At 73.1% G+C, this 25,628-nt stretch carries 24 protein-coding genes; 12 read left to right on the plus strand and 12 right to left on the minus strand.

Annotated elements, in window-relative coordinates; translation table 11 throughout:
- Positions 1–91 precede the first annotated feature (91 nt).
- The 8 genes from ACFZB9_RS08290 to rpmB all read right to left on the minus strand — a co-directional run bounded on the left by ACFZB9_RS08290 (position 92) and on the right by rpmB (position 5,565).
- The gene (locus ACFZB9_RS08290) at positions 92–520 is read right to left on the minus strand and encodes a Fur family transcriptional regulator (RefSeq protein ID WP_391444808.1); all 429 of its coding nucleotides are present in this window, start codon (positions 518–520) and stop codon (positions 92–94) included.
- 96 nt (positions 521–616) lie between these two features.
- Positions 617–1,582 (minus strand): metal ABC transporter solute-binding protein, Zn/Mn family, encoded by a 966-nt coding sequence (locus ACFZB9_RS08295; RefSeq protein ID WP_391444810.1) that lies wholly within the window; start codon positions 1,580–1,582, stop codon positions 617–619.
- A gap of 255 nt (positions 1,583–1,837) precedes the next feature.
- Entirely contained in the window at positions 1,838–2,008 is a 171-nt protein-coding gene (gene rpmF / locus ACFZB9_RS08300) for a 50S ribosomal protein L32 (RefSeq protein ID WP_391444812.1), read from the minus strand.
- 108 nt (positions 2,009–2,116) lie between these two features.
- Entirely contained in the window at positions 2,117–3,364 is a 1,248-nt protein-coding gene (locus ACFZB9_RS08305) for a GTP-binding protein (RefSeq protein ID WP_391444814.1), read from the minus strand.
- Positions 3,361–3,624 (minus strand): 30S ribosomal protein S18, encoded by a 264-nt coding sequence (rpsR, locus tag ACFZB9_RS08310; protein WP_391444816.1) that lies wholly within the window; start codon positions 3,622–3,624, stop codon positions 3,361–3,363. The genes ACFZB9_RS08305 and rpsR overlap by 4 nt, the downstream gene beginning before the upstream one ends.
- A 36-nt stretch (positions 3,625–3,660) precedes the next feature.
- A complete protein-coding gene (locus ACFZB9_RS08315) occupies positions 3,661–4,872 on the minus strand; it encodes a CobW family GTP-binding protein (protein ID WP_391444817.1) in 1,212 nt (403 codons plus the stop codon).
- A gap of 150 nt (positions 4,873–5,022) precedes the next feature.
- Entirely contained in the window at positions 5,023–5,328 is a 306-nt protein-coding gene (gene rpsN / locus ACFZB9_RS08320; RefSeq protein WP_391444819.1) for a 30S ribosomal protein S14, read from the minus strand.
- Positions 5,329–5,565, minus strand: coding sequence for a 50S ribosomal protein L28 (rpmB, locus tag ACFZB9_RS08325; protein ID WP_184944105.1), 237 nt, complete (start codon positions 5,563–5,565; stop codon positions 5,329–5,331).
- Positions 5,566–5,797: 232 nt separating this feature from the next.
- Between rpmB and ACFZB9_RS08330 the strand changes: the two genes are divergently transcribed.
- From ACFZB9_RS08330 to ACFZB9_RS08340, 3 genes are all read left to right on the plus strand, one after another.
- Entirely contained in the window at positions 5,798–6,244 is a 447-nt protein-coding gene (locus tag ACFZB9_RS08330; RefSeq protein WP_391444822.1) for a nitroreductase family deazaflavin-dependent oxidoreductase, read from the plus strand.
- 187 nt (positions 6,245–6,431) lie between these two features.
- Positions 6,432–7,541 (plus strand): trypsin-like serine peptidase, encoded by a 1,110-nt coding sequence (locus ACFZB9_RS08335; protein WP_391444824.1) that lies wholly within the window; start codon positions 6,432–6,434, stop codon positions 7,539–7,541.
- 64 nt (positions 7,542–7,605) lie between these two features.
- Positions 7,606–8,673 (plus strand): trypsin-like serine peptidase, encoded by a 1,068-nt coding sequence (locus tag ACFZB9_RS08340; protein WP_391444826.1) that lies wholly within the window; start codon positions 7,606–7,608, stop codon positions 8,671–8,673.
- Here ACFZB9_RS08340 and ACFZB9_RS08345 read toward each other — a convergent pair.
- The 3 genes from ACFZB9_RS08345 to ACFZB9_RS08355 all read right to left on the minus strand — a co-directional run bounded on the left by ACFZB9_RS08345 (position 8,640) and on the right by ACFZB9_RS08355 (position 11,570).
- Positions 8,640–9,386, minus strand: a complete 747-nt coding sequence (locus tag ACFZB9_RS08345) for a polysaccharide deacetylase family protein (RefSeq protein ID WP_391444828.1) — start codon at positions 9,384–9,386, stop codon at positions 8,640–8,642. The two genes, ACFZB9_RS08340 and ACFZB9_RS08345, sit on opposite strands and share 34 nt — an antisense overlap.
- Before the next feature lie 167 nt (positions 9,387–9,553).
- Complete coding sequence (locus tag ACFZB9_RS08350; RefSeq protein WP_391444830.1) at positions 9,554–10,165, minus strand: Rieske (2Fe-2S) protein; 612 nt, start codon at positions 10,163–10,165, stop codon at positions 9,554–9,556.
- A gap of 181 nt (positions 10,166–10,346) precedes the next feature.
- On the minus strand, positions 10,347–11,570 hold the full coding sequence (locus ACFZB9_RS08355; RefSeq protein WP_391444832.1) for a hypothetical protein: 1,224 nt from the start codon (positions 11,568–11,570) through the stop codon (positions 10,347–10,349).
- A 615-nt stretch (positions 11,571–12,185) separates the two neighbouring features.
- Between ACFZB9_RS08355 and ACFZB9_RS08360 the strand changes: the two genes are divergently transcribed.
- The 7 genes from ACFZB9_RS08360 to ACFZB9_RS08390 all read left to right on the plus strand — a co-directional run bounded on the left by ACFZB9_RS08360 (position 12,186) and on the right by ACFZB9_RS08390 (position 20,321).
- On the plus strand, positions 12,186–12,866 hold the full coding sequence (locus ACFZB9_RS08360) for a ferric reductase-like transmembrane domain-containing protein (protein ID WP_391444833.1): 681 nt from the start codon (positions 12,186–12,188) through the stop codon (positions 12,864–12,866).
- Entirely contained in the window at positions 12,863–14,836 is a 1,974-nt protein-coding gene (locus ACFZB9_RS08365; protein ID WP_391444835.1) for an FAD-dependent oxidoreductase, read from the plus strand. Before ACFZB9_RS08360 ends, ACFZB9_RS08365 begins: the two co-directional genes overlap by 4 nt.
- Positions 14,833–15,174: a hypothetical protein gene (locus ACFZB9_RS08370; protein ID WP_391444836.1), complete on the plus strand. Its 342-nt coding sequence runs from the start codon at positions 14,833–14,835 to the stop codon at positions 15,172–15,174. The genes ACFZB9_RS08365 and ACFZB9_RS08370 overlap by 4 nt, the downstream gene beginning before the upstream one ends.
- Before the next feature lie 45 nt (positions 15,175–15,219).
- Positions 15,220–15,885, plus strand: a complete 666-nt coding sequence (locus ACFZB9_RS08375) for an ATP-binding protein (RefSeq protein WP_391444838.1) — start codon at positions 15,220–15,222, stop codon at positions 15,883–15,885.
- A gap of 186 nt (positions 15,886–16,071) precedes the next feature.
- Positions 16,072–16,800 (plus strand): response regulator transcription factor, encoded by a 729-nt coding sequence (locus ACFZB9_RS08380; RefSeq protein WP_391444840.1) that lies wholly within the window; start codon positions 16,072–16,074, stop codon positions 16,798–16,800.
- Entirely contained in the window at positions 16,797–18,224 is a 1,428-nt protein-coding gene (locus ACFZB9_RS08385; RefSeq protein WP_391444842.1) for a sensor histidine kinase, read from the plus strand. The genes ACFZB9_RS08380 and ACFZB9_RS08385 overlap by 4 nt, the downstream gene beginning before the upstream one ends.
- A gap of 423 nt (positions 18,225–18,647) precedes the next feature.
- Positions 18,648–20,321: an RICIN domain-containing protein gene (locus ACFZB9_RS08390; protein WP_391444844.1), complete on the plus strand. Its 1,674-nt coding sequence runs from the start codon at positions 18,648–18,650 to the stop codon at positions 20,319–20,321.
- On the opposite strand, the gene ACFZB9_RS08395 is transcribed toward ACFZB9_RS08390, so the two are convergent.
- Positions 20,308–21,462, minus strand: coding sequence for an Acg family FMN-binding oxidoreductase (locus tag ACFZB9_RS08395; RefSeq protein ID WP_391444846.1), 1,155 nt, complete (start codon positions 21,460–21,462; stop codon positions 20,308–20,310). The genes ACFZB9_RS08390 and ACFZB9_RS08395 overlap by 14 nt on opposite strands.
- 130 nt (positions 21,463–21,592) lie before the next feature.
- On the opposite strand from ACFZB9_RS08395, the gene ACFZB9_RS08400 reads away from it, so the two are divergent.
- Positions 21,593–22,096, plus strand: coding sequence for a DinB family protein (locus ACFZB9_RS08400; RefSeq protein ID WP_391444848.1), 504 nt, complete (start codon positions 21,593–21,595; stop codon positions 22,094–22,096).
- A gap of 82 nt (positions 22,097–22,178) precedes the next feature.
- Entirely contained in the window at positions 22,179–25,625 is a 3,447-nt protein-coding gene (locus ACFZB9_RS08405) for a protein kinase (RefSeq protein ID WP_391444850.1), read from the plus strand.
- Positions 25,626–25,628: the final 3 nt, after the last annotated feature.

Genomic DNA, 25,628 nt, shown 5'->3' on the forward strand with positions numbered 1-25,628 from the left:
CCACTCCTCGACTCGCCGAAGCGGGCTCTTCGGGCTCCTATCCTAGCGTCCATATGGAAACGAAAACCGTTTTGAATAGTCGCCCGCGCGTTCACCCCTCGCCGTCCGCCGCCAGGCAGTCGGCGCAGACGCCGGCCAGTTCCACCGTGTGCTGGACCTGCGCGAAGCCCGAGGTGCGGGCGACCTCGTCGGCCCAGGCCTCGACCGGACCGGAGTCCACCGGCACGCTGCTCCCGCAGTGGCGGCAGATCAGGTAGTGCCGGTGGTCCTCGTCCGGGCGGTAGCGGAAGAGCTTCTCGCCGTTGACGTCGCGGACCACGTCGGCCCGGCCGGCCGTGGCGAGTGCGGTGAGCGTGCGGTAGACCGTGCTCAGCCCCACCCGCGATCCGACCGCGAGCAGGCCGGCGTGGAGCAGTTGGGCGCTGACGAACTCCCCGCGGCCGGCCAGCGCCCGCAGGACCTCGGTGCGCTGTGGCGTCGGCCGCCCGATCAGCCCGACCTCGCCGCCTCGGTCCTTCATCCCCTCCCCCGGGTGCGCCATCGGGATCAGCCCGCCGCCGCGATCAGCCCGGTCACCGGCCGGGCGGCGGGTCGGCCCGCTCCAGCGGGCGGGTACTCATGTGCCCGTCGCCTGCTTCAGCGCGGCCTCGATCCCCTGCAGCTCCTTGACCTGCCAGTCCTGAAAGGTGGCGCTGGCCGGGGCGAGGGTCTCGGTGACCTCGGCCACCGGGATGCCCTGCGCCTTGGCCGCGTTGACCTGGGCCACCACGTCCGGGTCGGAGTTCTGGGTGTTGAAGACGTAGATCTTGATCGCCTTGGTCGCGATCTGCTGGTCGATGGTCGACTTGTCGGCCGCGGTCGGGTCGGTGCCCTCGCTCTCGGCGTCCAGGAACGTCTCCGGGGTGAGCATCTTCAGGCCCACGCTCTGCGCGAGCGGCGTCACGATCGACTCCGAGGCACCGATCGGGGTGCCCGCGTACTTCGCCTTGATGTCCGACTCCAGCTGGCTGTACGGCGCCAGCACTTGGGTGAGGAAGGTCTGCTTCTGGGTGTCGAAGTAGGCCGCGTCGGCCGGGTCTATCTTCTTGTAGTCGGCGGTGATCCGGTCGATCACCTTGTCCACGCTGTCGTGCGAGTACCACTGGTGCGGGTTGTCACCCTCCTTCAGCCCCACCAGGTCGCCGACCTTCAGCGCGGTGCGGCTCGTCGCCGGGTTGGCGGCCAGCAGCTTGTCCGACCAGGCGTCGTAGCCGATCCCGTTGGTGATCGCGTAGTCCGCGCCGGCGATCGTGCGGCCGTCGGCCGCGGTCGGCTCGTAGGAGTGCGGGTCGGTGTCCGGGTTGGTGATGATGCTCGTCACCTTCACGTGGGAGCCGCCGAGCTGGGTGGCGATGCTGCCCCAGAAGTTCTCCGCGGCCACCACCTGGATCACCTTGGAGCCGGCCGCCGAGCCGGCCGAACTCGTCTTCGCCGTCGAGGCGGTGGAGCAGGCGCTGGTGGCGGTGAGCGCGGCAACGGCCGTTGCGCCGAGCAGCAGGCGAGCGGGGTGTCTGCGGACGGTGCGGGGAAGGACGGAGCGCATGATGCGGGTACTCCTCTGAGACCTGCGGGCCCTGCGACAGGGCCCGCCTCGACTGGACGGCAGTACGCTAGTCGGTAATGATTTTCAAAACCAGCCCGATCGTCGCCGAGATGAAAACCATTACCGAATCTTGATCCTGGTCAGGAGCACCTCACGGCTGCTCAGGCCACGTACGTGTACCCGGTGATGGCAGACCGCTGCCCGGGTCCCCGCACGGCGGCGGAGGACCCGGACAGCGGTTCGCGCGGGGCGGGCCTACGGCTTCGGCGTCAGCAGGCCCCGCTCGTAGGCGCGGACCAGGTTGCGCGGCACCAGGTGCTCGCGGCCCTCGACGGTGATCGGGACCAGCTGGGGCGCGCTCGCCTTCCACTGGGCGCGGCGGTGCCGGGTGTTGCTGCGGGAGGTCTTGCGCTTGGGTACGGCCATGGCGGGGCTCTCCTGTTCGTTCGGCGGTGGGCGGTGGGCGGTGCTCGGGCGGCGGGCTGTGCGTCGGCGCGGGCTGTGCGTCGGCGCGGGCTGTGCGTGGGCAGTGGGCTATGCGTGAGCGTGGGCGTGAACGTGGAGGCTGTCCTGGAGCGCGTACTCGTCCCACGCCGGGAACGGGTTCTCGAAGGCCGTCCAGCGGGCCGGGCCGGCCGCCTGCTCCACGTCGTCGAGCAGGCAGCCGGTGAGCGCGGCGCGCAGGGCGTCCTGGCGCAGGCCGGTGCCGATGAAGACCAGCTCCTGGCCGCTGTGCACCTGCTCCTCCCCGAGGCCGGTCAGGGCCGAGGCGTCGGTCAGACCGGCGACCTGGCGCGGGGCGGTCGGTGCGGCGCGCATGCCGGAGGGCTCGAAGCGGGCGACCGAACCGGCCTGGGACCACAGCCCGGTGACGGCCGGTCGGGAGGCCAGCCAGAAGAACCCCTTCGAGCGCAGCACCGTGCCGAACTCCCCCGCGTCGAGCCGTTCGCTCACCAGTGCCCAGAGCCGGCCGGGGTGGAAAGGCCGCTCGGCACGGAAGACCAGGCTGGTGATGCCGTACTCCTCGGTCTCCGGCACATGGTCACCGTTGAGTTCGGCCACCCAGCCCGGAGCCTCCTGGGCCTTCGTCAGGTCGAAGAGCCCGGTACCCAGCAGGTCAGCGGGTGCGACCCGCCCGCCGGTCGCCCGCACGATCCGGGCCGCGGGATTGAGCCGGCTGAGGGTGGCGGCCAGGCGGTCCGCCTCCTCGGCGCTGACCAGGTCGGTCTTGTTGAGGACCAGGACGTCGGCGAACTCCACCTGGTCCATCAGCAGGTCGCTGACGGTGCGCTCGTCGTCCTCGTACTGGTCGAGCCCACGGGCCGTCAGCTCGTCTCCCCCGCGCAGCTCGGGCAGGAAGTTGGCCGCGTCCACCACCGTGACCATGGTGTCCAGCCGGGCGACGTCGCCGAGCGTGGCACCGTCGTCGCGGGCGAAGGCGAAGGTGGCCGCGACCGGCATCGGCTCGGAGATGCCGCTGGACTCGATCAGCAGGTAGTCGAAGCGGCCGGCCCGGGCGAGGCGGTCCACCTCCTCCAGCAGATCGTCGCGCAGGGTGCAGCAGATGCAGCCGTTGGTCATCTCGACCAGCCGCTCCTCGGTCCGGGAGAGCGCTCCCCCACCCTCACGGACCAGGGCGGCGTCGATGTTGATCTCGCTCATGTCGTTGACGATCACCGCGACCCGCAGGCCGTCCCGGTTGTTCAGCAGGTGGTTGAGCAGCGTGGTCTTGCCCGCGCCGAGGAAGCCGGACAGCACGGTGACCGGGAGTCGCCCGCTCACCGGCCGGCCTTCGCGGCGGCCGTGGCGCCGGAGACGTACGGCAGCAGGGCCATCTCGCGGGCGTTCTTGATCGCGCGAGCCATCGCGCGCTGCTGCTGGACGGTGAGCCGGGTGACCCGGCGGCTGCGGATCTTGCCGCGGTCGGAGATGAACTTGCGCAGGAGGCTGGTGTCCTTGTAGTCGATGTAGGTGATCCGCGCCTCGTGCAGAGGGTTGGGGCGCGGCTTGCGGTCCCGGCGGGCGGGGGCGATCTTGACCATGGGCTTTCCTTGCTCCGGTGCGGAGTTGGCGGTGTGTCAGGCGACGGGGTCGAGGAGTTCCTCGAAGGCGTCCGGCAGGGACTTCCAGCCCGGCTCGCCGTCCGCGAGCTCGGCGTCGGTGAGCAGGCAGGAGTCGAGCAGGCCGGTGATCCCGTCCACGTCCAACCCCTCGGCGGTGAAGATGAGTTGCTGCACCCGGTCGCCGTGCACGGCATCCCAGTCCAGCGCCGCGGCGGCCCGGCGGGAGGGCGGGTAGAGCTCCCAGGCCGCATCCGGCAGGGTGGCCAGCCAGGGGCCGCACTCCTCCACCGCCAGGTTGGCGCCGGCCGCGTCCCAGGCCAGCATCAGCTCGGGACGGTTGGCGAGCCAGAAGCGTCCCCGGCTGCGCTGGGCGGCCGGGACCAGCTCGTCGAGCGCCTCGTACAGCCGCTCGGGGTGCAGCGGCCGGCGCCGCTCCCAGACCAGCGTGGCCACGCCCGCCTCGTCGGCGGCCTGCGGCAGCAGGGCCAGCGCCGGGTTGACCCGGTCCCGGGCGGCCGCCACGTCGAAGCCCGTGAGCGCCGCGCCGACCAGCGCCCCGCTGCCCAGCCGGACGAAGCGAGCGGTCGGGTGGAGCTGGCGCAGCATCGCCAGTCCGGCCTGCGCCTCGGCGCTGCCGACCGCCGCCGGGGAGTGCGCGACGGCGAGCACACTCGCGTACTCGACCTGGTGGGAGAGGGCCTCGGCCACGGTCCGGTCGTCCTCGGCGCAGGTGTGCAGGCCGTGCTCGAAGAGCTGGTCCGCGACCGAGAGCTCCGGGATGATCCGCAGCGGGTCCACGGCGGTGACCACCGCGACCACCTTCACCGCCTCGTGCATGCAGCGGCCGCAGGCCTCGCCGCCCGCGATCACCTCCACCAGGGGATGCGGGTCGCTACCGCCCCAGAGCTCCACCACGGCGAGCCGGTGACTGCCCGCATCCGCGATCCGCAGCAGCTCGGGCAGCAGGTCCTCGCGCAGTGCGCAGCACGGGCAGTCGTTGGTGAGCGGCACGTGAGCCTCGCCCAGCGAGCCCGAGGTGTCCCGGACCTGGCGGTGCACCCGGCCGTCGACGGCCCAGGTCAGGTCGTGGTGCAGGACGACAGCGCCCTCATGGTGTTCGAGCAGTTCCAGGACCGCCTGGCGGCGCGCGGCCTCGTGCAGGCCACCGACCACCACCACGGGCAACAGGCCGGATTCGGGCACCGGTTCTTCCTCTCTCAGGATCATCGGGATCAGGGGGATCGGGGGGATCAGGTGGATCGGAGGGGATCACGGGGATCACGGGGATCAGGGGGATCAGGGGGCGCGCCCCGCATCGCGCGGACCGGGAGAGCCAACGCGGCGACGCGGGACGCGCCCGGCTTGTGCGGCCGAGCGCTACCAGCTGGCCTTGCGGACACCCGGCAGGAACCCGGCATGCGCCTGCTGCCGCACCCCGATCCGGGAGAGCCCGAAGGCGCGCAGGTAGCCACGCGGCCGGCCGTCGACCGCGTCGCGGTTGCGCACCCGGGTGGCGCTGGCGTCGCGCGGCTGGCGCTGCAGCTCGGCCAGGGCGGCGAGGCGGTCCTCGGGGGTGGTGGCCGGGTCGGCGATCAGGCGCTTGAGCTCGGCGCGGCGCTTGGCGTACCGCAGGACGACGGCCCGGCGCTGCTCGTTCTTGGCGATCTTGCTGCGCTTGGCCATTCAGATCCGCCCGCCCCGGGCCCGCACGACGGCGACGGCCTTCTCGATGCCGAGCTTGTCGACGGTCTTGATGCCCTTGGCGCTGAGCGTCAGGCGGACGAAGCGGCCCTCGCTCGGCAGCCAGTAGCGCTTGGTCTGGATGTTCGGGTCGAAGCGTCGCCTGGTTCGGCGGTGCGAGTGCGAGATCGCGTTGCCGAAGCCGGGCTTGCGACCGGTCAGTTGGCAGTGTGCGGACATGGTGACTCCGAGCAGCGTAAGAAGGGCGGCGGCAGGCGGACATGCCCCGGCTACCGCCAACGGTGATCTGACACTACCCTAGATGAAAACGAAAACCATTACGAGGTCGAGACCACCTCCTTCCCTGCCGCCCCGTTCCGGTGGATCATGGAGGCCGCAGATCCGATCGAGGTCCCGGGCGGCCGCCACCATCGCTGCCGCCACGAGCCTCCGCCAGCGGAACAGGAACCACATGCCTCTCAACGGCGAGTACCAGCCGAGCCCGGACGAATTCGTGAGCGACCAGGTCGCGTTGTACGAGAGCTCCGGCGGCACCGAGGGAACGACCCTGGAGGGCGCGCCCGTCGTCGTCCTCACCAGCCTCGGCGCCAGGAGCGGCAAGATCCGCAAGACCCCGCTGATACGGGTGGAGCACCAGGGGAGCTACGCCGTGGTGGCCTCGCAGGGCGGTGCGCCCAAGCACCCCACCTGGTACCACAACCTGGTCGCGCACCCGCTGGTCGAGCTCCAGGACGGCCCCGTGCGGCAGGACATGACGGCCCGCCGGGTGGAGGGGGCGGAGCGGGAGCTGTGGTGGTCCCGCGCGGTCGAGGTCTGGCCGGACTACGACGAGTACCTGACGAAGACGGACCGGGTGATCCCCGTCCTCGTGCTGGAGCCGGTGGCCAACGCCGACTGAGTTCGGTACCGGCCGGCTGCTGCCGACTGTGCGACGGGTCGCCCGGTTGCTGCGGTCGGCAGCTGCCGGGCGACGTCGGCGACCGATACACGGATGAAACACTCTTTACCGGAATCTGCTGCTACCGATGAAGGGCCGAGACTCTCCTCCGACAGGATGCTGACTTCTCGTCCCTACAGTGCCGGTCATGCCAAAGACATCTGGTCTGACCCATGGTCACCACACCAGGATCCGCAGCCGAGCATGCACCCGATCCGTCCTGACGGCAGTCGCGTTGGCCGCGGGCCTCGCCCTGGCCGCGCCCGCCGGGGCCGCCGCGCCTGCCGCGCCTGCCGGGGCCGCGCCGCAGGACGGGGCCACACCGAGCCGGGTGGCCGTTCAGGTGGAGGCGGTCACGGCCGCGCAGCAGCAGGCCGTCCTGGACTACTGGACCCCGGCGCGGACCGCCGCCCTGACCTCGCCGCTCTCCGGCAATCCGCCCAGGAGCGGCCCCGACGGCGCTCCATGGACCGGTTCCGACACCCTGAGCAGGACGGTGGGCAGGCTCTTCTTCACCAACCACGGTGAGGACGAGAGCTGCACCGCGACCGTCGTGAACAGCGCCAACCACAGCACCGTCGTCACGGCCGGGCACTGCGTCAACAGCCCTGACCTCCTCGGCGACAACGACGAGTGGCTGTCGAACGAGATGTTCGTCCCGGGCTACCACGACGGCCTCGCTCCCTACGGCAGGTTCGTCGCCCGCGCCGGGGTCGCCGACGCCACCTGGCTCCTCAACGACGAGCAGAACGCCCTGAAGTTCGACGCCTACGACCAGGCGTTCCTGGTGCTGAACAGCAACGCCGACGGCAAGCGCGTGCAGGACGCCGTCGGCGCCGCCCAACGCATCGGCTTCGACCGGCCGGGCAGCGCGTCCGTCCACGAGTTCGGCTATCCGCGAGCGGCCGCAGGCGATCCGGCGCGCACGGGCCTGCCCGAGTACACCGGGGCCAGGCTCGCGTACTGCGCGGGACGGACCCGCGAGAACCCCGGTCCGAAGGACCACCCGGAGCCCCGCGGCGAGTGGGGTGCCCCCTGCACCATGGGCGGCGGCGCCAGCGGCGGTCCCCGCATCGCCGACTTCAACGCCTCCTCCGGCATCGGCACGGTGGTGGGCGACGACACCCTCGGTGCCTACCTCGATGCCTCGGGCCAGGTCTGCGCGGCCGGCACCGCCTCCTGCACCCGGCACCTGGTCGGCCCGCAGTTCACCTCCGCGATCACCGAGCCGCTGTTCAAGGCCGCCGAACGCGCCTGAACGCCGCGCCCCTCGAAACGAACCGCCCCTCGAAACGAACCGCACCCGACCAGGATTGGCGACGATGTCAGCCCCACACCGAGCATTCCCCCGCACCCGCAAGCTCGCCACCGCGGGAGCCCTCCTGCTGAGTGCGACCACGGCAGCAGCGGTGCTGCTGCCGACCGCCGCCCTCGCCGCGGAGCCGCAACCGGACTCCGTCACCACGCATTCCGGCGCGACGACCACCCAGGAGCGCAGCCGGATCGACGGCTACTGGACCCCCGACCGGATGAAGCTGGCAGGCGCCATGGTTCCCGAGACCACCCCGGTGCCCGCGGACGACAACACGCCTGACGATCCGCGTCCGCTTCCCCCGAACACGCTGGACCCCGGGGCCGTGTGGACGCACGGCACAGCGGTGGACAAGAGCGTCGGCCGTCTCTTCTTCACCTTCTCCGACGGCTACGACGGCAGCTGCACCGCAACGGTCGTCAACAGCGCGAACCGCAGCACCGTCATCACGGCGGCGCACTGCCTGCGGGCCGTCGGAGCTCCCGCCACCGACACCACGTGGAACCACAACCTGTACTTCGTGCCCGGCTACCGCAACGGAACGAAACCGCTCGGCGGCTTCAGCATCAAGACCATGGCCACCTCCTCCCGTTGGGACACCGATCCGGGCAAGACGACCTCGGAGGACGTCGCCGTCGCCGGCTACGACACGGGAATCCTCGTGGCGAACCCGACCGCCGAGGGACGACGGATCGCGGACGTCACCGGAAGCCAGCGGATCGCGTTCACCGAGCCCGTCAAGGACGAGTTCATCCACACCTTCGGGTACCCGAACGGCAAGCTCAACGACCCCAGCGCCCCATACGCCGGATCACGCATGATCCACTGCGCCGGACCGGCCGAGCCCGGCCCCAAGGCCCCCCTCCTGTGGGGTGAGCCCTGCGACATGTCGCACGGGGCGAGCGGCGGCCCCCACCTCGCCCGGTTCGACACCAGGACCGGCGTCGGCACGGTCGTCGGCATCACCACCACCACCGACGAGCTCGCGGGCGGTCCGGCCCGTACGCTCTACGCCACCCGCCTGGGCGACAGCGCGCACCGCCTCTACTCCTGGGCGTCGGGCGTGGTGAACGTGTAGCCGTCGTCGATCAGCTGCGGCAGGTAGCTCCGCAGGGCGGCCACCGTCTGGGAGCGGTCGCCGCCGCTGCCGGGTGCGGGATCGTCGTCGCCGCCCTCGGTGCCGTCGTGGTTCAGCACGATGGCGCCGGTGGCGGCACCGGCGAGGACCCGGTCGACGATGACGTCGGCTCCGGGATTGGCCCAGTCCGTCGGGTCCACCGACCAGGAGATCGGGCGCAGCCCGAGGTCGGCACAGACGACCAGCGCGGCATCGGCGAAGTCACCGTACGGGGCGCGGAACAGTACCGGCGTCCGCCCGCTGATCTCGGTGACGACGTCCTGGGTGCGCTCGATCTGGTCACGGACATCGGCGGCGGACAGGTCGTCGAGGTGCGGGTGGGACCAGGTGTGGTTCCCCAGCACGTGCCCCTCCGCGATGATCCGGCGGATGACGTCCGGGTATGTCCGGACGTTGTCGCCGCACACGAAGAACGTCGCCCGGACGTCGTGGCCACGCAGGATGTCCAGCACCTGCGGCGTGTACTGCGGGCTCGGGCCGTCGTCGAAGGTCAGGGCCATCACCATGGGACCGGCGTCGACCTCGCTCTCGGGCGTCGGCAGGGACCGGGCCCGCGCGGCAACCGGTCCCGCCGACACACCGAGACCGAGCAGCGCGGTGGCGCCCGCCGCGAGGAAGCGGCGGCGCGGCAGCGAAAGGTTGCTCTGTGGCATCCGACCAGTCTGTGCCGTGCCGGCCGGTCCCGGTGATCAGCCACGCCGGAGCTGCTCCTTGCGGGTGGGCCGGACCAGAACGCCTCGGCGAGCCCAGAACGCCTCGGCGAGCTGCCCCGGGGGGACCGACCGGCGCCGTGGGGTGCGCCGGTCGGTCGCTATGGGGGTCAGACGTCGGCGACCAGCGTGCCGTTCTGCGTCTTGACCGGGACCGGGGCCAGCGCGGAGGTCGCCGGGCCCTTCGCCACCGAGCCGTCCTCGATCTTGAACTCGCTACCGTGGCAAGGGCACATGATCACCCCGTTGGCCACCTGTGAGACGGTGCAGCCGCGGTGGGTGCAGACCGCGCTGAAACCCTTGTACTGGCCTGCCGTTGACTGCGTGACCACCACCTTGGCGGCGGCGAAGACGGTGCCGCCGCCCACCGGGACGTCGGCGGCCTTGCCGAGCACGGTGCCCGCGCCCGTACCGGAAGCCGAGCCCGACGCCGAGCCCGACGCCGAGCCCGTCGACCCGGCGGAGGCGCCCATCGAGGCGGCACCGGAGGCACCCATGCCCGTGTCGTCGCTCGAACCCATGGACGGCGCGGCCGCCATGCCCGTGCCGGAGGCGGACGACCCGGAGGCGGACGACCCGGACGAGGAACACCCGGCCAGGGCCAGGGCTGCCGCACCACCCGCGCCGCAGAGCACGACGCGGCGGGTGCTGACCAGGGGCGGGGTGCTCGCGGACCGCGCGGAACTCTCGGCGGTCGCGGCGGTATCGGTGTTCTCCGGCATAACGGTCCACTCTCTGTTGGAGGTTGAGGAGCAGGGAAGCCACGCTGGGGCCGACCGGGTGAGGCAGGTGGCGGGGCCCGGGTGCCGTGCTCCGCGGGCCGGGTCGCAGGAACGAGCGTAGGCGCGGGCGGGCGGTCGGGCCACCGATGACCGACAACTTTCGGTACCGCTAAGGGTCGGCTCATGGTCCGTTGACCGGCGCTGGCTCCTGGGTGGGGACGGCGCTGCCGCCGCTCGGCGCGTCCGTGGCGGTCGGCGACGAACCGGCCTGCCGGCAGCCCAGGTTGGTGAGCGAGGCGGCCAGGCGCTGGCTGAGGAATTCGAACAGGTTCTGGCCGTCCTGCGGCGAGACGGCGGTCACGGTGAACCGCTGGTCCAGCGCGATGCGCCTGGCCCCGACGGTGGCGACCCTGGCGCAGTAGGCCTTCGGGTCCCCGTTGGCGCTCGCGCCGAGCGGGGGCTGGTCCACCCCGACCCGGTAGAGGTTGGTCTTGTTGCGGCTCTGCTTGCCGTTCTCCAGCACCATGGGGTCGTTCAACGGCACCACCGCGACCGGCGCGGCCTGGTACTTGGCCGCCTGCAGCTCGTTGAGGGCCAGTGCGGTGACGCTGCTGCCGGGGTCGGCCAGGTCGGGGACCGTCCACGGGGTGCAACCGAGCGCCGGGTCCTCGAAGTTGTCCAGCAGCAGGTTGTCGCTGCCGTTCAGCAGCGCGGTGGTGTTGCCCATGGTCCGGGTGCGGCCGAGCCGGGCGGCGTTCCGCTTGGTCTTCTGGGCGGTCTGCCCGCGCGCGGTGGCCAGGTACTCGGCGGTGACGTTGTCGCTCTGATCCTGATCGACCAGACCGAAGTCCCGGGTGGTCAGGCAGGGTTGGCCGTCCTTGCCGGTGCCGGGCGACGGGACGGTGAGCTTCCCGGCCTGCTCGGCGGTGTTGGCGGCGGCGAAGAAGGCCGGCGCCGCGCAGTAGGCGAACTGGCCGAAGGGCTGGCCACCCGGCGTCCCGCCCACACAATTTCCTCCCGCGTCACGCCCGTTCAGCGCGAGCACGCCGCCGTTGAAGCCGAACCAGATGCCGACCACCGCGTTCTGCGGCAGTGCGGGTCGCACGGGTGCGATCGCCGGGGTGCTCCCCCGGTCGACGACCAGCGGATTGTAGACGGAGAGCGCACCGGTGGCCGGGTCGAGCACCGTGGCCTGGACGAAGGCCGACTGGTTGGCGTTCGTCTCGTGGCACGGGCCCTGGGCCGGGTCGGTGGCGGCCAACACATAAGGGGTGGCCAGCCCTTGGGCGGTGAGCGGGTCGGCCGGCACGGTCAGCGTGCAGTTCGGGTTCGGCTGGGCGGGCGGCGCGGGCGGCGTGGTCGCGGCGAACGAGACCCCCAACAGGGCGGCGCCCGCGCTGAGCACGCCGCCGAGGCCGAGGCTGAGCGTGAGCGCCCGGCGGCCGCGACCCCGGGCCCGGTGCAGACGGGAACGCCGACGTGATCCCTGAGGTGATCCATGAGGTGATTCCTGACATGAACGCTGAGGTGAACGCTGGTGCATACGCAACTCTCCTGGAAACGGGCGGCACCGACCCGGGCGACCCCTGGGTGGTCTCTGGGTGTCCTCTGGACGGTCTCTGGCCGAGCGACGGGACGCCAGTGATCGTAGGAGCGCGCCCGGGCCGAAACAGCCCCCGCGCGGCTCCCTAACCAATCCCTAAGGTTGCGCTCACCTGGCCCGATCGAGTCGGTTCGACCGGCAGGTGAGCGCAACCTTAGGGATTGGTTAGCGGCACTTGCACACGCCGATCGCGGCCCGGCGGTGACCCTACGATCAGCGCTGTCGGCCCTCCCCCGCCTGGGAGGGCCGGCTCTTCCCCGGCCTCGCAAGAAACCACGGAGTCAGGAGCCCATGACCCTGCTTTCCGACGCAGTGCCCCCCAGCGATGCCGGCACTCCGTCAGACCGCGTCCGTAGCCACGTCCGCCCGTCCGTGTCGGCGGGTGTCGGGCCGGCGGGTGTCGTGCCGGCGGCTGCCGTGACGACGGTCCTCGCCCTGGCGCTGGTTCTGCTCCTGGCCCACCCGGCCTCGGCCACGGCGCCCATCCCCGGCTCCCCGCTGGACGCCTACGACAAGGGGATCCCGTACGACGTGGGCGTGCACAGGATCGCCCGGCTCACCGCGATGGTCTCCTACACGCTGATGGTGGCCACGATGGTGCTGGGCGTGGTGCTCCGCATGCGGTACTTTCAGCGCCACGTCAACCGCAGGACGGTGTACGGCGCCCATATGACGCTCTCCCTCTCCACGCTCACCTTCGGCGCGCTGCACGGCCTGACCTTCTCCTACCAGCCGGTCTGGGACCTCAAACTGGCCAATCTGCTGGTCCCGTTCACCGGCGGCCTGCAACGGATGCCGGTCGGCTTCGGCATCCTCGGCACCGAACTCGCCATCGCGGTGGGCTGTTCGGTGTGGCTGCAGCAACGGCTCGGCTACCGCCGCTGGCTGAAGTTCCATCAGTTCGCCTACGCGGCCTTCGTGTTGATCTGGCTGCACATCATCACCGTGCACCCGGAGCCGCGGCACCTCAACCTCGTCGCGGTCGGGATCGCGGCCGGTGCCCTGGGCTGCCTGCTCGCCTTCCTCATCCGGGCGCTCCCCTCCCCCTCGCGGCTGCGCCAGGGGGCCTTCACGAAAGCCGTGGACAACATCCGATGACGACGATTCCGGGCGCCTGGTCGAACCAGGCGTGGTGGCCGCGAAGCGAACCGTTCCCGCACGAGCCGTTCCCGCACGAGCCGTTCCCGCACGAGCAGCTCACACACGAGCAGTGGACGTTGCCGGAGTTCGCACCGTCTCCGCCGCAGTTGTCCTACCAGCCGCCCACCTTCCTGCCGGTCCCGCCGGACGAGTGGCACGCCTCGCCCGGCACCCCGTATCCGCTCGCCCACGTGCCCACCGGGTACCCGGCGCCCGCGGCATACGTCGAGATGCCGGACCAGCCGCCGCAGGCGCCGCACCAGCTGACGCAGATTCCGTACCAGCTGACGCAGGCACCGCCGGTCAGCGGCCAGGCGCCCGACCAGCTGCCGGAGCCGGCGAGTTGGCCCGAGTCGCCGATCCTCGCCGACGAGCCGGCGCCCGTCGGCCCGGCGCTCACGGTCGAGGAGTTGCCCCTGCCGGTGGACCGGCTCGTCCCCGAGGCCCAGCCGGTGAAGGTCAGTGTCGACAACAACCGGTGCCACATCTACGGCATCTGCCAGCAGGAGGCGCCCGAGGTCTTCCGCATCTCCGAGGGCGGCTCGCTGCACTACACCGGCACCGTCCCGGCCCGGCTGGCCGCCCGGGCCCGCCAGGCGGTGCGCTGCTGCCCGATGCAGGCCATCGCGATCAGCGACGCGGCTCCGCCCGGTGCCCGCCGCCGCGCTGCGCGGGTGCGGTCGGCGGGCTACCGGCGGATCGTGGTCGCCGGCGGCGGTCTGGCCGGTCTGAGTGCCGCCGGCCGGCTGCGCGAGCGCGGCTACGACGGCGAACTCGTGCTGGTCGGTGAGGAGTTGCACCGACCGTACAGTCGTCCACCATTGTCCAAGCAGTTCCTGGCCGGCGAGTTGGGCGCCGAGGACCTCACCTTCCGGGCCGACGAGACGCTCGACGCGCACTGGCTGCTGGGCACCCAACTGCTCGGCCTGGACACCGAGCGCGGGTCCGTGGAGCTGCGCGGTGGTGAACGGCTGCCCTACGACGGCCTGGTGATCGCGACCGGGGTGGACGCCAAGCGCCTGCCGAGCACGCCGGTCATCAGCGACCGGCTCCGCACGGTCCGCACCCTGGCGGACGCCGCGGCGATCCAGCAGGCCATGCAGCAGGCCCGGGCGCACCACGTGGTGATCCTCGGCGGCGGCTTCGTCGGCTGTGAACTCGCCTGCACCGCACGCGATCTCGGGATGGAAGTCACCCTGATCGTGCACAGCGCCCCACTGCTGCGCCGGGTGCTGGGCAGCAAGCTGGGCGAAGTGGTGGGCCGGATCCAGGCCCGGGCCGGGGTGGACGTGCGGCTCAGCACCCAGATCGCCGACTGGCGCGACACCGGTTCGGGGCTGCGGCTGCGGCTGGACGACGGCGAGCTGCTGGACGCGGACTTCGTGGTCCTGGGACTGGGCAGTGTGCCGCGCACCGAGTGGCTGCGCGGCAGCACGCTGGACGTGGCCGACGGCGTACTGTGCGACGCCAGCTGTCACGTCCTGGACGCGGTCGGCCGGCCGGTGCCGGGCATCGTGGCGGCGGGCGACGTGGCCCGCTGGCCCAACGCGCGCTTCGACGCCACGCCCCGGCGGGTGGAGCACCTGATCCACGCGGTCGAGATGGGTCAGCACGCCGCCGACGCACTGCTGGAGGGCCCTGAGCAGGCCGCGCGCTTCACCCCCGTCCCGCGGTTCTGGTCGGAGCAGCACGGCACCCGGCTGCAGGCGGTCGGCATGCCGGCGCTGGGCGAGCGGCTGGAGGTCGTCGAGGGTTCGCTGCGCTCGGAGAGCTTTGTGGCGACGTACCACCGGGACACCGCGCAGGGCAGCCAGTTGGTGGCGGCGGTGGCCTTCGACATGCCGAGTCAACTACTGGACTACCGCGACGCCATCGGCCGGATCGGCCCGATGCCGCGCACCCTGACCTCAAGGAGGAGGCGCCGATGAGCCGCCGTGCCGCACCCCGTCGCCGCCGGGCCGCCGCCCGCGCCATCACCCGGGCACACGGCGGCGAACTGCACCGTCTGCTCAGCCTGCCCGCCCGCCGCAACATGCGCTGGCCGGTCATCGTCGGCCTGGTGCTGGCCTCCGGCAGCCTCTACGCCCAGGTCCTGCTGACCGCGGCGCCGATGCCGCCCAGCAAGGCGCCGGTGTCCGCCACCGACACCAGCGCCCGCACCACCGGCCACCCCGAGCGCATCACCGCCCGCACCGCCAGTGACACCACCAGCAGCACCAGCAGCACCAGCAATGGCACCACCAGCGGCCCCGCCGACCGGCCCTGACACCCGGCCGCCGCGGTCCCTGACCATCCGCTTCTGCCAGAGGAGTTGAGCATTCTGAGCGGACCGTCATCGCGCCCCGCGCCCGGCCCCACCCAGGTCGCGACGCGGGGCGCGGCCCCCGCCACCCGCGAGTCGCCCGACCGGCCGCGGCACAGTGAGCTCCACCGCACCCTGTACGCCTGGACGGCGGCGGAGCCGAATCCGACCTCGCCGGTGCGCCGCCGGCTGCGCGCGGCGCTCGCCGCACTGCGGGTGCCCGCGGAGGCGGCCGACGACGCCGTGCTGATGGCCAGTGAACTGGTCGCCAACGCGCACCGGCACGCCCCCGGAGCCGGGCGGCTGCGTCTGGTGGTGACCGCCGCGGCGGTCAGGGTGGAGGTGCACGACGGCGACCCGCACCTGCCCGGCCCCGGCCACCCGCCCGGCTCCCCGACCGCGACCACACCCACGCCCGCGACCACACCCACGCCCGCGACCACGCCCGGGCTCGGGCCCGGCCACCGGAGCGGCGAACTCGACGGCCACTTACCCTCGCTGGCCGAGAGCGGCCGCGGTCTGCGGATCGTGCACGCGCTGTCCGGGGGCCGCTGGGGCTCCCGCCGGACGGCGGACGGAAAACAGGTCTGGTTCGCCCTGCCCCGCCCGGCATCGCGCGGCGGGCACCGGCTCGCGGAATACCCGGGCAGGCCGCCGGAATACCCGGGCGATTGACCGCCCCGCGCCATTGCGACCGGCGTGATCGTAGCAGCGTTCCGGCGCCGGAATCGCCACTCACAGGTGGCACACATGAACACCTAAGATTCCGCTTAACTTTCCGCCCAGGTGAGCGGATTGCCACCGAATCAGCAGACCGGACGCGCTCTCGACCCGGTCGGGAATTCGGCTACGGTGAGCGCCATGACGTCCGTCCTCGTCGTCGAAGACGACCCCGTAATCCGCGCCTCGCTGATCGACGTGCTGACCAGCCACCAGCTCCTGGTGCGCAGTTCTCCCGACGGTTTCGGCGCGCTGCGCGAGATCACCCGGTGGCAGCCGGACGCGGTCGTGCTCGACCTGGGGCTGCCCGACATCGACGGCGCCGACGCGCTGCGGATGATCCGCGGCCTCTCCCAGGTGCCGGTCCTGGTGGCCACCGCCCGCGACGACGACGCGGAGATCATCAAGCTGCTCAATGCGGGCGCCGACGACTACCTGGTGAAGCCTTTCTCCGGTGGCCAGCTGGTGGCCCGGCTCAGCGCCGTGCTGCGGCGTTGCGCGGCGGCCGGTGGCGCACTGGACGCGGGTGATCCGGGCGCCCCCGGGGAGTACTCCGGTGCGACGCAGGGGCCCCTGGTCGTCGGCGAGTTGCGGATAGACGCGCTGGCGCGCACGGTCCACCTGGCCGGCCGCGAGGTCGGCCTGACCCGCCGCGAGTTCGACCTGCTGGCCTTCCTCGCCAGGAACACCGGCCGGGTCGTCTCCCGGCGCAAGATCCTGGCCGAGGTGTGGCGCCAGCCGTACGTGGACGAGCAGACCGTCGACGTGCACCTGTCCTGCCTGCGCCGCAAGCTGGGCGAGCGGGCCTCGCGGCCGCGGTACCTGCACACCGTCCGGGGCGTGGGCGTGAAACTGGTGTCCCCCCTGTGAGGGCCACGCTCGCCACCGTCGCCCTGGTGGTGACCTCGATGGTCACCCTGTCCTTCCTGGTCCCGCTCGCCCTGCTGCTGCGCACCCAGGTGCACACCCAGGCCACGCTGACCGCCGAGCAGCGGGCGGTGGCGGTGGTGCCCGCCCTGGCGCTCTCACCGGGGCCGGCCGATCTGGCGCGCACGGTGGCCGGCCTGGACAGCGCCGGCCGGCTCTGCGTCCACCTGCCGGACGGTCAGGCGGTGGGGACCGCGCACGCCCCGGCGGCACTGCTCGCCCAGGTCGTACGGGGCCGCAGTGCGGTGGCCCGGGCCGTGCCGGGCGGCTGGGACTACCTGCAGCCCGTGCTGATGGGCCATGACCAGGTGTCGGTGGTCGAGGAGTTCGTGCCGCAGGCCGAGCTGAACCGCGGGGTGGCCCGGGCCTGGGCGGTGATGGCGGTGCTGGCCGTGGGCCTGGTGGCGGGCTCGGTGCTGCTGGCCGACCGGCTGGGCGCCCGGGTGGTGCGGGCCTCGCGCCGCCTGTCGGCGGCCTCGGTGGCACTGGGCGACGGCGATCTGGCGGTCCGGGTCGAGCCGACCGGTCCGCCCGAACTCCAGGCGGCCGGCAAGGCGTTCAACACGATGGCCGACCGGGTGGCGCACCTGCTCGCCACCGAGCGCGAGCTGGTCGCCGACCTGTCGCACCGGCTGCGCACCCCGCTGACCGCGCTCTCCCTGGCGGCCGAGCGGATCGGTCCGGTGCCGGGCGCGCCCCGGCTGAGCGCGGCCATCCACCACCTGGAGTCCGAACTGGACGAGATCATCGTCGCCGCGCGCACCCCGCTGGCCACCCGGCCGGTGGGCGTCGACCGTGGTCCCGCCCCGCGCGGCGCCTCGCCCGCCCGCTCCGAGCGGCACTCCGGCGAGACACGGCGGGCCGACGAGACCTGCCAGGTGGCCGAACTGGCCCGGCACCGGGTCGGCTTCTGGTCGGTGCTGGCCGAACAGCAGGGCCGCACCTGCACCTTCGAGGCGACCGACGAGCCGACGCCGGTGCGCCTGCCGGACGACCATCTGGCCGCCGCGGTGGACGCACTGGTGGGCAATGTGTTCCGGCACACCCCCGACGGGACCGCCTTCGCGGTGAGCGTCCAGCGCACCGCCCAGAGCGTGCTGTTGGTGGTCGAGGACGGCGGACGCGGGATCGAGGACCCGGACAGCGCGCTCTCGCGCGGGGTGAGCAAGGGCGGCTCCACCGGTCTGGGCCTGGACATCGCGCGGACCGCAGCGCAGTCCACCCGCGGTCACCTGCGGATCCAGCGCAGCGAGTTGGGCGGTGCCCGGGTGGAGGTGGCGCTCGGCCTGGCCGCGGATTCGCGCCGGACCCTGGGCCGCGCCTGGCGCCATCGGCGGCGAAGAGCCGCGGAGTCCGCCGGCCGGTGAATTCCCCGGCCGAATGACCGCCGCGGTTATTCCCGTACTTCTTCCGACGGACAGTCCGGCAATCGGTAGTGACAAATTGTCTCACAGCCCGGGTATTCATCGGTCCCGGACCACCGGGAACTTGACGTGGGAACTCCGCTGCGGTCACCATCCATTACCAGCTGGTAGGAACTGGCCACCCGCAGCCCGGTCGCAGGCTCGGCCGTGCAATTCGGGTGGTCCGAGGGCTGCCCGACCGGCATGACCCGTCGAGGTATTCCGGTCCGGTACGGAACTCCCCGTCCCGCGCCGGCATTCGTCGACCGGCCTGCCGCGGCGCCGCTTCCCACGCTGGGCACCGCCCGTTCGACTGCGTCCCTCCCAAGGAATCCGCGTACCTCCCAAGGACCGCGGATCACCCTTGGAAGCCGCGGAGGAGATGAGATGTCAGATCCGGTGACCGCCGCGACCACGGATGCCGAACTCGCGCGCCGCATCCGGGCCGGCGACGGTCCGGGCCACCCGGCCGCCGAAGAGGTCGCCCGCCGCCACCGGGCCGCCGTGGTCGCCTACGCCCGGCTGTGCTGCGCGCAGGACGAGAGCGCGCGGGAACTCGCCGACGAGGCCATCGCCCGGACCCTGGCGGCGGTCCGGGCCGGCACCGGGCCGAGCCGCGCCTGGCGCCCGTGCCTGCTCACCGAGGCCCGGCGCACCGCCACCGCCTGGGCCGACACCCCGCGCCGCGCCGAGCTGACCGCCGAGTTCACCGCCTGGCTGGACGCCCTGCCCCGCACGGCCACCGGCCGGGCCCGGACCGCGGCCCAGGCGGCGGCCGCCGCCGAGTCCGCGTCGACCCTGCTGCAGGCCTTTCTGAGTCTGCCGCCCTCGCGCCAGGCCGACCTGTGGCCCTACCTGGAGGAACCGCCCACCGCCGGCACACCGCCCGAGCGCCCGGCCGCGGCCGGCACCCCCGACACGCTGACCCGGCAGAGCCTGCACGACGCCTACCTGCAGGCCTATCTCCCGCGCACCCCGCGCCGCTCCTGCCGCCACCTGCTGGGCGCGCTCGGCAAGGCCGTCCGGCGCGGCGCCACCCAGGAGGCCCGGGAGCTCGACCGCCACTTCGCCCGCTGCGCCCGCTGCCGGCAGGCCCACGCGGACCTCACCGCCATCCACGCCTGGGAACGGCCCGTCCTGCTGCGCGCCCTGCTGCTGTGGACCGGCGAGGCGGACGCGGTCCCGGCCGCGCCGGCGCCCTCGGTGCTCTCCCGGGCCCGTCGGCCGCACGGCGGCGAGCGGCTGGTGGACCGGCGGCGGCTGCTGGTGTTCACCGTCGTGGTGGGCGCGGGAGGGCTGGCGGCCCTGGTGGTGGCGGGGGTGATCGTGGAGGCCGTGGACGCGGCCGGAACGCACGCGCCGCTGGCCGGCAGCATCCTGATACCGGCCTCGCTCACGTCCTCGCCCACGATCGGCGGCATTCCCGCCACACCCACGGCCTCCCCCACCGCGTGGGTCACGGTCGGCCCGTCACCCTCCCCCACCCCGTCGGCCTCGGCCGGCCCCTCGCCCTCCCCCTCCCCCTCCGCCACCAGCGCGGCGCCCTCCCCGAGCCCTGCGCCGAGCCCCCCGCCGAGCCCCTCGCCGAGCCCGTCACCGTCCACCGGCACCGCCGGCTTCCGCCTGGTCAACAGCAGCTCCGGGCTCTGCGTGGGCATCACCGGCGACGGGTTCCTCGCGGTGCAGCTCCAGCAGTGCACCGGCGACGGATCGCAGGTCTGGCAGCGGCTGATGGTCGATCAGGACGCCTTCCAGCTGCGCAACACCGGCACCGGCCAGTGCCTGGACGGCACCGCCGACGGCGGGGACACCGTCACCGTCACCCTGCAGCCCTGCCGCTCCGACCCGGGCCGCACCGAACAGCTGTGGCGGTTCACCTCGGACGCGGCCCCCGGCTCGTTCCGCCTGTGGTTCCTGCCCACCGTGCCGGCCAGCGCCTACTCCGCCCACCTGCTCGGCCCCCAGAACTGGGCCCCGAGCGACCTGCCGAGGATCGGCTCCCCGTTGGTCCAACTGCCCGACTACTACAACTCCGACAGCTTCGACTTCACCATGGGCTGAGCCGTGCGACCGGCCGCTCAGCCACCTGTCCACCCGTCCACCCGTCCACCCGTCCACCCGTCCGCCGTCCGCCGTCCGCCGTCCGCCCGTCCGCCCGTCCGCCCGGGTGATCACGGTCGGGTGCCGTCACATGGCCGACGTCCCTCGCCCCGTCCGTCGCCCCGTCCGCGTCGAGCACCTCGGAGACGGCCAGCCGGGGCGTGCGCGCGCCCTCGGGCCCGTAGCCGAGGCGCAGCAGCATCTGCACGACGCCGGGTCCGCGTTCCGGATCGCGGGCCTCCCAGCGCAGCGCGGACCACTCCAGCGCCTGGTGCAGCATCGTGGCGCGCACCCCGTGGACGGTGGCGTGCAGCAGCACGTTCTCCAGCGCCAGCCCGGCTCGCAGCCAGTCCGCCGGATGGTCGCCCAGGGTGGAGAGCACCGCCAGGCAGGGGTCGGCCTCGAAGGTGGCCGGTGCCTGGTGCTCGGCGGGGCGCAGGCCGGAGTAGTCGCGCATCGGGATGCGGCCGGCCGCATCCTGCGGGCCGAGTGCCTCGGGCGGGATGCCGTAGGACCCCCCGCCCGGGCCCTGGATCCAGGAGCGGCTCTCCGCACGCCGGGCCGGGTCGGTGACGCTGCGGCGCTCGGCCTCGGCGGTCAGCTCCAGCAGCCGGTGGCGCTCGCCGCTGTCGGGGAAGTCGAGCCAGGCCTGCTCCCCTCGTGCCGCCTCGGCCAATTCCGCCAGCACGGTGTTCGGCACGACCTGGTCGGTGAAGGGCTCGCGCAGCGAGTGACGGCGCCAGATCGCGTCCTGCAGCTCCGGGCTCACCGCGGGCGTGGCTCCGGCCGGCTGGTCGAGGACGACCGTGGCCAGCAGGTCGGGCTCGCCCGGGTCGGGCAGCAGTCGCACCCGGGGTGCCCAGCCCAGGGCCCGGGCGGCGATCCGCAGGTTGAGGACGGCGGCGCCGACCGAGATGTACAGCGCGCGGCCTTCCGGATCGACGGCGGGCAGCGCCCGCTCCCGGGCCGCGCGGACCTCCACCGCGGCGGCCTCGGGAGTCAGCCGGAAGCGCCAGGGCTGGCTGTTGTGGATGGACGGCGCGGCCACGGCTGCGGAGATCAGCTTCTCCAGGGTGGCGGCGTCGAGAGCCGGGGTGATCATGGCGGGCCTCCCGGGCCGGCGGGTGGGGCGGGTGCCCCCACAGCCATGATCCACCGTACGGCCCGCAGACGGCAGCCGACGCCGGGCCCGGGCCTGGTTGCGGTGGTCCAGCGGCTGCTACCGTCCGCGCATGACAAAGCGTGTGCCGTACACCGGCGATGAGAAGACCAGCCTGCACGTTGCCCTGGACCGGCATCGTGATGCGGTGCTGTGGAAGCTCGAAGGCCTTGACGACGAGCAGCTGCGGCGGCCGATGACCCCGTCGGGCACGAACCTGCTGGGCCTGGTCAAGCACCTGGGAGGTGCGGAACTCGGCTGGTTCTGCGAGACCTTCGGCCGCGAGAGCGGGCCCCTGCCCTTCGACTTCGAGGTGGACGAGAGCTCCGACATGCGGGTGGAGCCGCACGAGTCCACCGCGGACATCCTGGCGTTCTACGCCCGTGCCCGCGCCGCCGCGGACACGGTGATCGGCGAGCTCGGACTCGAGGACCTCGGCACCTCCTACTCCGGCAACGCCGTGTCGCTGCGCTGGGTGCTCATCCACATGACGACGGAGACCGCACGGCACGCGGGCCACGTGGACATCCTGCGCGAGCTCATCGACGGCTCGGCCGGCGACCACAACCGGAGCTGAGCAGAACCGGGTCGTGAACCGATGCCCGCCCCACGGCGTCCTCCTCCTCGACAGGACCGGAGCGGAACCTGCGGGGGCAACCATGGCGTGGCAGATCGGTGATGTGATCGACGACCGTTACGAGGTCACCGGAGTGCACGAGGCCGGTGGGATGGGGCTGGTGCACCGGGTCCGGCACCTGCTGTGGGGATCGGATCTGGCGGTGAAGTCGCCGCGCCCGGAGCTCCTGCGCTCCGCGCGGGAGCGGGAGCAGTTCACGGCCGAGGCGGAGACCTGGGTCTCGCTGGGCCTGCATCCGCACGTCTGCGGCTGCCACTACGTGCGCGAGATCGACGGGATACCCCGGGTGTTCGCCGAGTACGTCGACGGCGGCAGCCTGCGCGAGCACATCCGCGACCGGCGGCTGTACCGGGGCACCCCGCAGGAGGTACGGGCGCGCATCCTGGATGTCGCGATCCAGCTCGCCTGGGGCCTGCAACACGCCCACGACCAGGGCCTGGTGCACCAGGACGTGAAACCGGCCAACGTGCTGCTCGACCGGGACGGCACGGCGAAGATCACCGACTTCGGCCTGGCCCGGGCCCGGCCGGTCACCCCGGATCCCGTCAGCGGCTCGGGCGGACCTGGCGGAGCGGACGGACCGACCGGACCTGGCGAACCGGGTGTCAGCCTGCCGGTGCTCTCCGGCGGGATGACCCCGGTCTACGCCTCCCCGGAGCAGTTCGCGGGCGACAGGCTGAGCCGGCGCACCGACGTCTACAGTTTCGCCGTCTCGGTGCTGGAGATGTTCACCGGTGGCGTGACCTGGTACGTCGGCCCGGTCGCCGGTGCGGCCCTGGAGCTGTACCGCACCGGCCCGCGCAGCGAGGACCTGCCGGCCATGCCCGCGGGCCTGGCGGATCTGCTGCAGCGCTGCCTGGACCACGACCCGGCCCGGCGCCCGCACTCCACGGCCGAGGTGGCGGCCGAACTGGCCCTGGTGTACGAGCGGGTGACGGGCGAACGGTATCCCCGGCCCACCCCGGTCGCGGCCGACCTGCGCGCCGACGAGCTCAACAACCGGGCGCTGTCGCTGCTGGACCTCCAGCGGTTCGCCGACGCCGAGCAGGCGTTCGCGGCCGCGCTGGAGGCCGACCCACGGCACCTGAGCGCCACCTACAACCGCGGCCTGTTCCGCTGGCGGCGCGGGGAGATCACCGACGAGGACCTGGTCACGGACCTGGACGCGCTGCGGGCCGGCACCGGCGATCCCTGGCAGGCCCGGTACCTGCTCTCCCAGGTCCACCTGGAGCGCGGCGATCTCGACGGTGCCCGCACGCTCCTGGACGGGATCGCGGCCGAGCGCCCCGGCGAGGTGGAGATCCGGGCCGCCCAGGAGGTGCTCCGAGCCGGCAGGGCGCCGGACAACCGGGGCGTGGGAACCCGCTCGATCACCTGGCATCCGCTGTTCAACAGCCCGCTTCGGCTGGTGATCCGGCTGACCCCCGACGGCCGGCACGCGCTGACCGGATACGGCAGCCACGACGGCCCGGTGCGGGCCGTGCGGCTCTGGGACCTGCGCACCGGTCGCGCGACGCGCAGCCTGGAGGGCCTCGACTCGTGGCTGAGCAGTGTCGATGTCAGCGCGGACGGCCGCTTCGCGGTCTCGGTCGGCCCGGACAACGACGTCCGGTTCTGGGATCTGACGACCGGCCACTGCCTGCGGAGCTTCTCGCCACCGGGCAGCCGGCGGCTCTTCCGGGTCCAGTCGCTGCGACTGGCCGCCGATGCACGGACCGCGGCCGGTGTCGTCGAAGGCCGGCTCTGGGTCTGGGACTTCCCCAGCGGCAGGCTCAGGCAGCAGCTCGGCCCGGCCCCGGCCGGCCGCGATGACGACCTGTGCCTGGTCGAACTGAGCGCGGACGGCGGCCTGGCCCTGGTCAGCAGCCGCGAGCGCGCCACCACGCAGCTGTGGGACCTGCGCGGCGGCCGCCATCTGCTCGACCTGGCGGTCGGGGACGGCCCGACCGCGATCTGGCTGAGCCCCGACGGACGCACGGCGGCCACCGCCGCGCCCGGGCTGACGATCCAGCTGTGGGACCTGCGCGCGGGCCGGTGCGTCCGCAAGCTCACCGCTCCGGTCGCCGAGGTCAGATCGCTCTCGCTCAGCGGCGACCGGCGCTATGCGGTCACCGGTGGCGGCGACGGCGCCGTACGGCTGTGGGATCTCGCGCTCTACCGCTGCCTGCGGACCTTCAAGGGGCACCAGGGCCGCGTCGCGGCCGTTCAGCTGGGCGCGGACGCGGGCACGGCGCTGTCGGCGGGCGAGGACAACACGGCCCGCTGGTGGCAGCTGACGCCCGCCGTGCGCCACCGCGCCCCGATGCATGTCGTGCGCCCCCGCCGGCATGCCGAACTGGACCGGCTCGACGGCGAGGTACGGGCGCTGCTGGCCGGGGCGCGGCAGGCCGCTGCCGAACGCCGCTACGCCGCCGCGCTCGACCTGCTCACCCGGGCCCGGACGGTCCCCGGCTTCGAGCGGGCGCCGGCGGTGCTCTCCGCCTGGCGCGAGCTGGCCCGCTGCACGACCCGCGTCGGTCTGCGGGGCGCCTGGCCGGTGCACGTCCTGGCCGGGCAGGGCGCCCCGCACGTGTACTCGGTGGCGATCTCCGCGGACGGCGGGCTCGGTGTGGCCGGCTGCGGCGGTGGCCCCGTGCGGCTGTGGGATCTCACCTCCGGCACCCGCCTGCCGGACCTGGCCAAGCCCCTGGTGGGCGCCGTCGGGCTGAGCGCCGACGGCCGGCGGGCGGTGTCCAGCGGCGGCGGCGAGATCCTCGTCCGGTCGGTGGACACCGGGCAGCGGCTGAGCCGGGTCGACACCTACGGGCCCGACCGCGACTCGGCCACCGGCGCGAAGGACTCCCCGACCGCGGTGAGTTACAGCGCCGACGGCCGGCTCGCCCTGGCGATCAGCCGCGACCACGCGCTGCGCCTGTGGGACCTGGACAGCGGCCGCTGCCTGCGGGTGCTGACCGGCCACCGCGAACACCCGACGTCGGTCTTCCTCGGCCCCGACGGGCGGCAGGCGGTCTGCGGCGGGGACGCGGGCGAGATCCTGCTGTGGCGAGGGACCGATGCCGAGCCCCTGCGCCTGACCCACCCGGGGATCGGCCCGGCCGGGGAGGTGGGCTCGGTCTGCCTGAGCGCGGATGGCCGCTACCTGCTCTCCGGCGGGCGGTACGGGGACCGCACGCTCCGGCTGTGGGACGCCGCCACCGGGGAGTTCCTGCGGGTGTTCGAGGACCAGCCCGCCGAGTCGATGGTCGCCCGGCTCAGCGCCGACGGCCGCTTCGCGGTCTCCGGCGGCCGGGACGCGGCCATCCGGATCTGGGACACCGGCACCGGCCGCTGCCTGCGGGTCCTCGAAGGCCACGGCCAGGAGGTGTGGAGCCTGGCCCTGACCCCGGACGCGCGGTTCCTGCTGTCCGGCAGCGGCGACGGGACCATGCGCCTGTGGGAGCTCGACTGGGAGCTCTCCGCCACCTCCTGAACC

Origin of the sequence: Kitasatospora sp. NPDC008050, from assembly GCF_042957465.1 — a bacterium.
GTDB lineage: Bacteria > Actinomycetota > Actinomycetes > Streptomycetales > Streptomycetaceae > Kitasatospora.

Excerpts from the sequence above, each read along its gene's own strand:
- ACFZB9_RS08345 (WP_391444828.1), bottom strand. The coding sequence starts at position 9,386 with ATGCCACAGAGCAACCTTTCGCTGCCGCGCCGCCGCTTCCTCGCGGCG.
- ACFZB9_RS08365 (WP_391444835.1), top strand. The coding sequence starts at position 12,863 with ATGACGACGATTCCGGGCGCCTGGTCGAACCAGGCGTGGTGGCCGCGA.
- ACFZB9_RS08390 (WP_391444844.1), top strand. The coding sequence starts at position 18,648 with ATGTCAGATCCGGTGACCGCCGCGACCACGGATGCCGAACTCGCGCGC.
- ACFZB9_RS08295 (WP_391444810.1), bottom strand. The coding sequence starts at position 1,582 with ATGCGCTCCGTCCTTCCCCGCACCGTCCGCAGACACCCCGCTCGCCTG.
- ACFZB9_RS08330 (WP_391444822.1), top strand. The coding sequence starts at position 5,798 with ATGCCTCTCAACGGCGAGTACCAGCCGAGCCCGGACGAATTCGTGAGC.
- ACFZB9_RS08405 (WP_391444850.1), top strand. The coding sequence starts at position 22,179 with ATGGCGTGGCAGATCGGTGATGTGATCGACGACCGTTACGAGGTCACC.
- rpmF (WP_391444812.1), bottom strand. The coding sequence starts at position 2,008 with ATGGCCGTACCCAAGCGCAAGACCTCCCGCAGCAACACCCGGCACCGC.
- rpsN (WP_391444819.1), bottom strand. The coding sequence starts at position 5,328 with ATGGCCAAGCGCAGCAAGATCGCCAAGAACGAGCAGCGCCGGGCCGTC.
- rpmB (WP_184944105.1), bottom strand. The coding sequence starts at position 5,565 with ATGTCCGCACACTGCCAACTGACCGGTCGCAAGCCCGGCTTCGGCAAC.
- rpsR (WP_391444816.1), bottom strand. The coding sequence starts at position 3,624 with ATGGTCAAGATCGCCCCCGCCCGCCGGGACCGCAAGCCGCGCCCCAAC.
- ACFZB9_RS08400 (WP_391444848.1), top strand. The coding sequence starts at position 21,593 with ATGACAAAGCGTGTGCCGTACACCGGCGATGAGAAGACCAGCCTGCAC.
- ACFZB9_RS08395 (WP_391444846.1), bottom strand. The coding sequence starts at position 21,462 with ATGATCACCCCGGCTCTCGACGCCGCCACCCTGGAGAAGCTGATCTCC.
- ACFZB9_RS08290 (WP_391444808.1), bottom strand. The coding sequence starts at position 520 with ATGAAGGACCGAGGCGGCGAGGTCGGGCTGATCGGGCGGCCGACGCCA.
- ACFZB9_RS08370 (WP_391444836.1), top strand. The coding sequence starts at position 14,833 with ATGAGCCGCCGTGCCGCACCCCGTCGCCGCCGGGCCGCCGCCCGCGCC.
- ACFZB9_RS08335 (WP_391444824.1), top strand. The coding sequence starts at position 6,432 with ATGCCAAAGACATCTGGTCTGACCCATGGTCACCACACCAGGATCCGC.
- ACFZB9_RS08315 (WP_391444817.1), bottom strand. The coding sequence starts at position 4,872 with ATGATCCTGAGAGAGGAAGAACCGGTGCCCGAATCCGGCCTGTTGCCC.
- ACFZB9_RS08350 (WP_391444830.1), bottom strand. The coding sequence starts at position 10,165 with ATGCCGGAGAACACCGATACCGCCGCGACCGCCGAGAGTTCCGCGCGG.
- ACFZB9_RS08380 (WP_391444840.1), top strand. The coding sequence starts at position 16,072 with ATGACGTCCGTCCTCGTCGTCGAAGACGACCCCGTAATCCGCGCCTCG.
- ACFZB9_RS08340 (WP_391444826.1), top strand. The coding sequence starts at position 7,606 with ATGTCAGCCCCACACCGAGCATTCCCCCGCACCCGCAAGCTCGCCACC.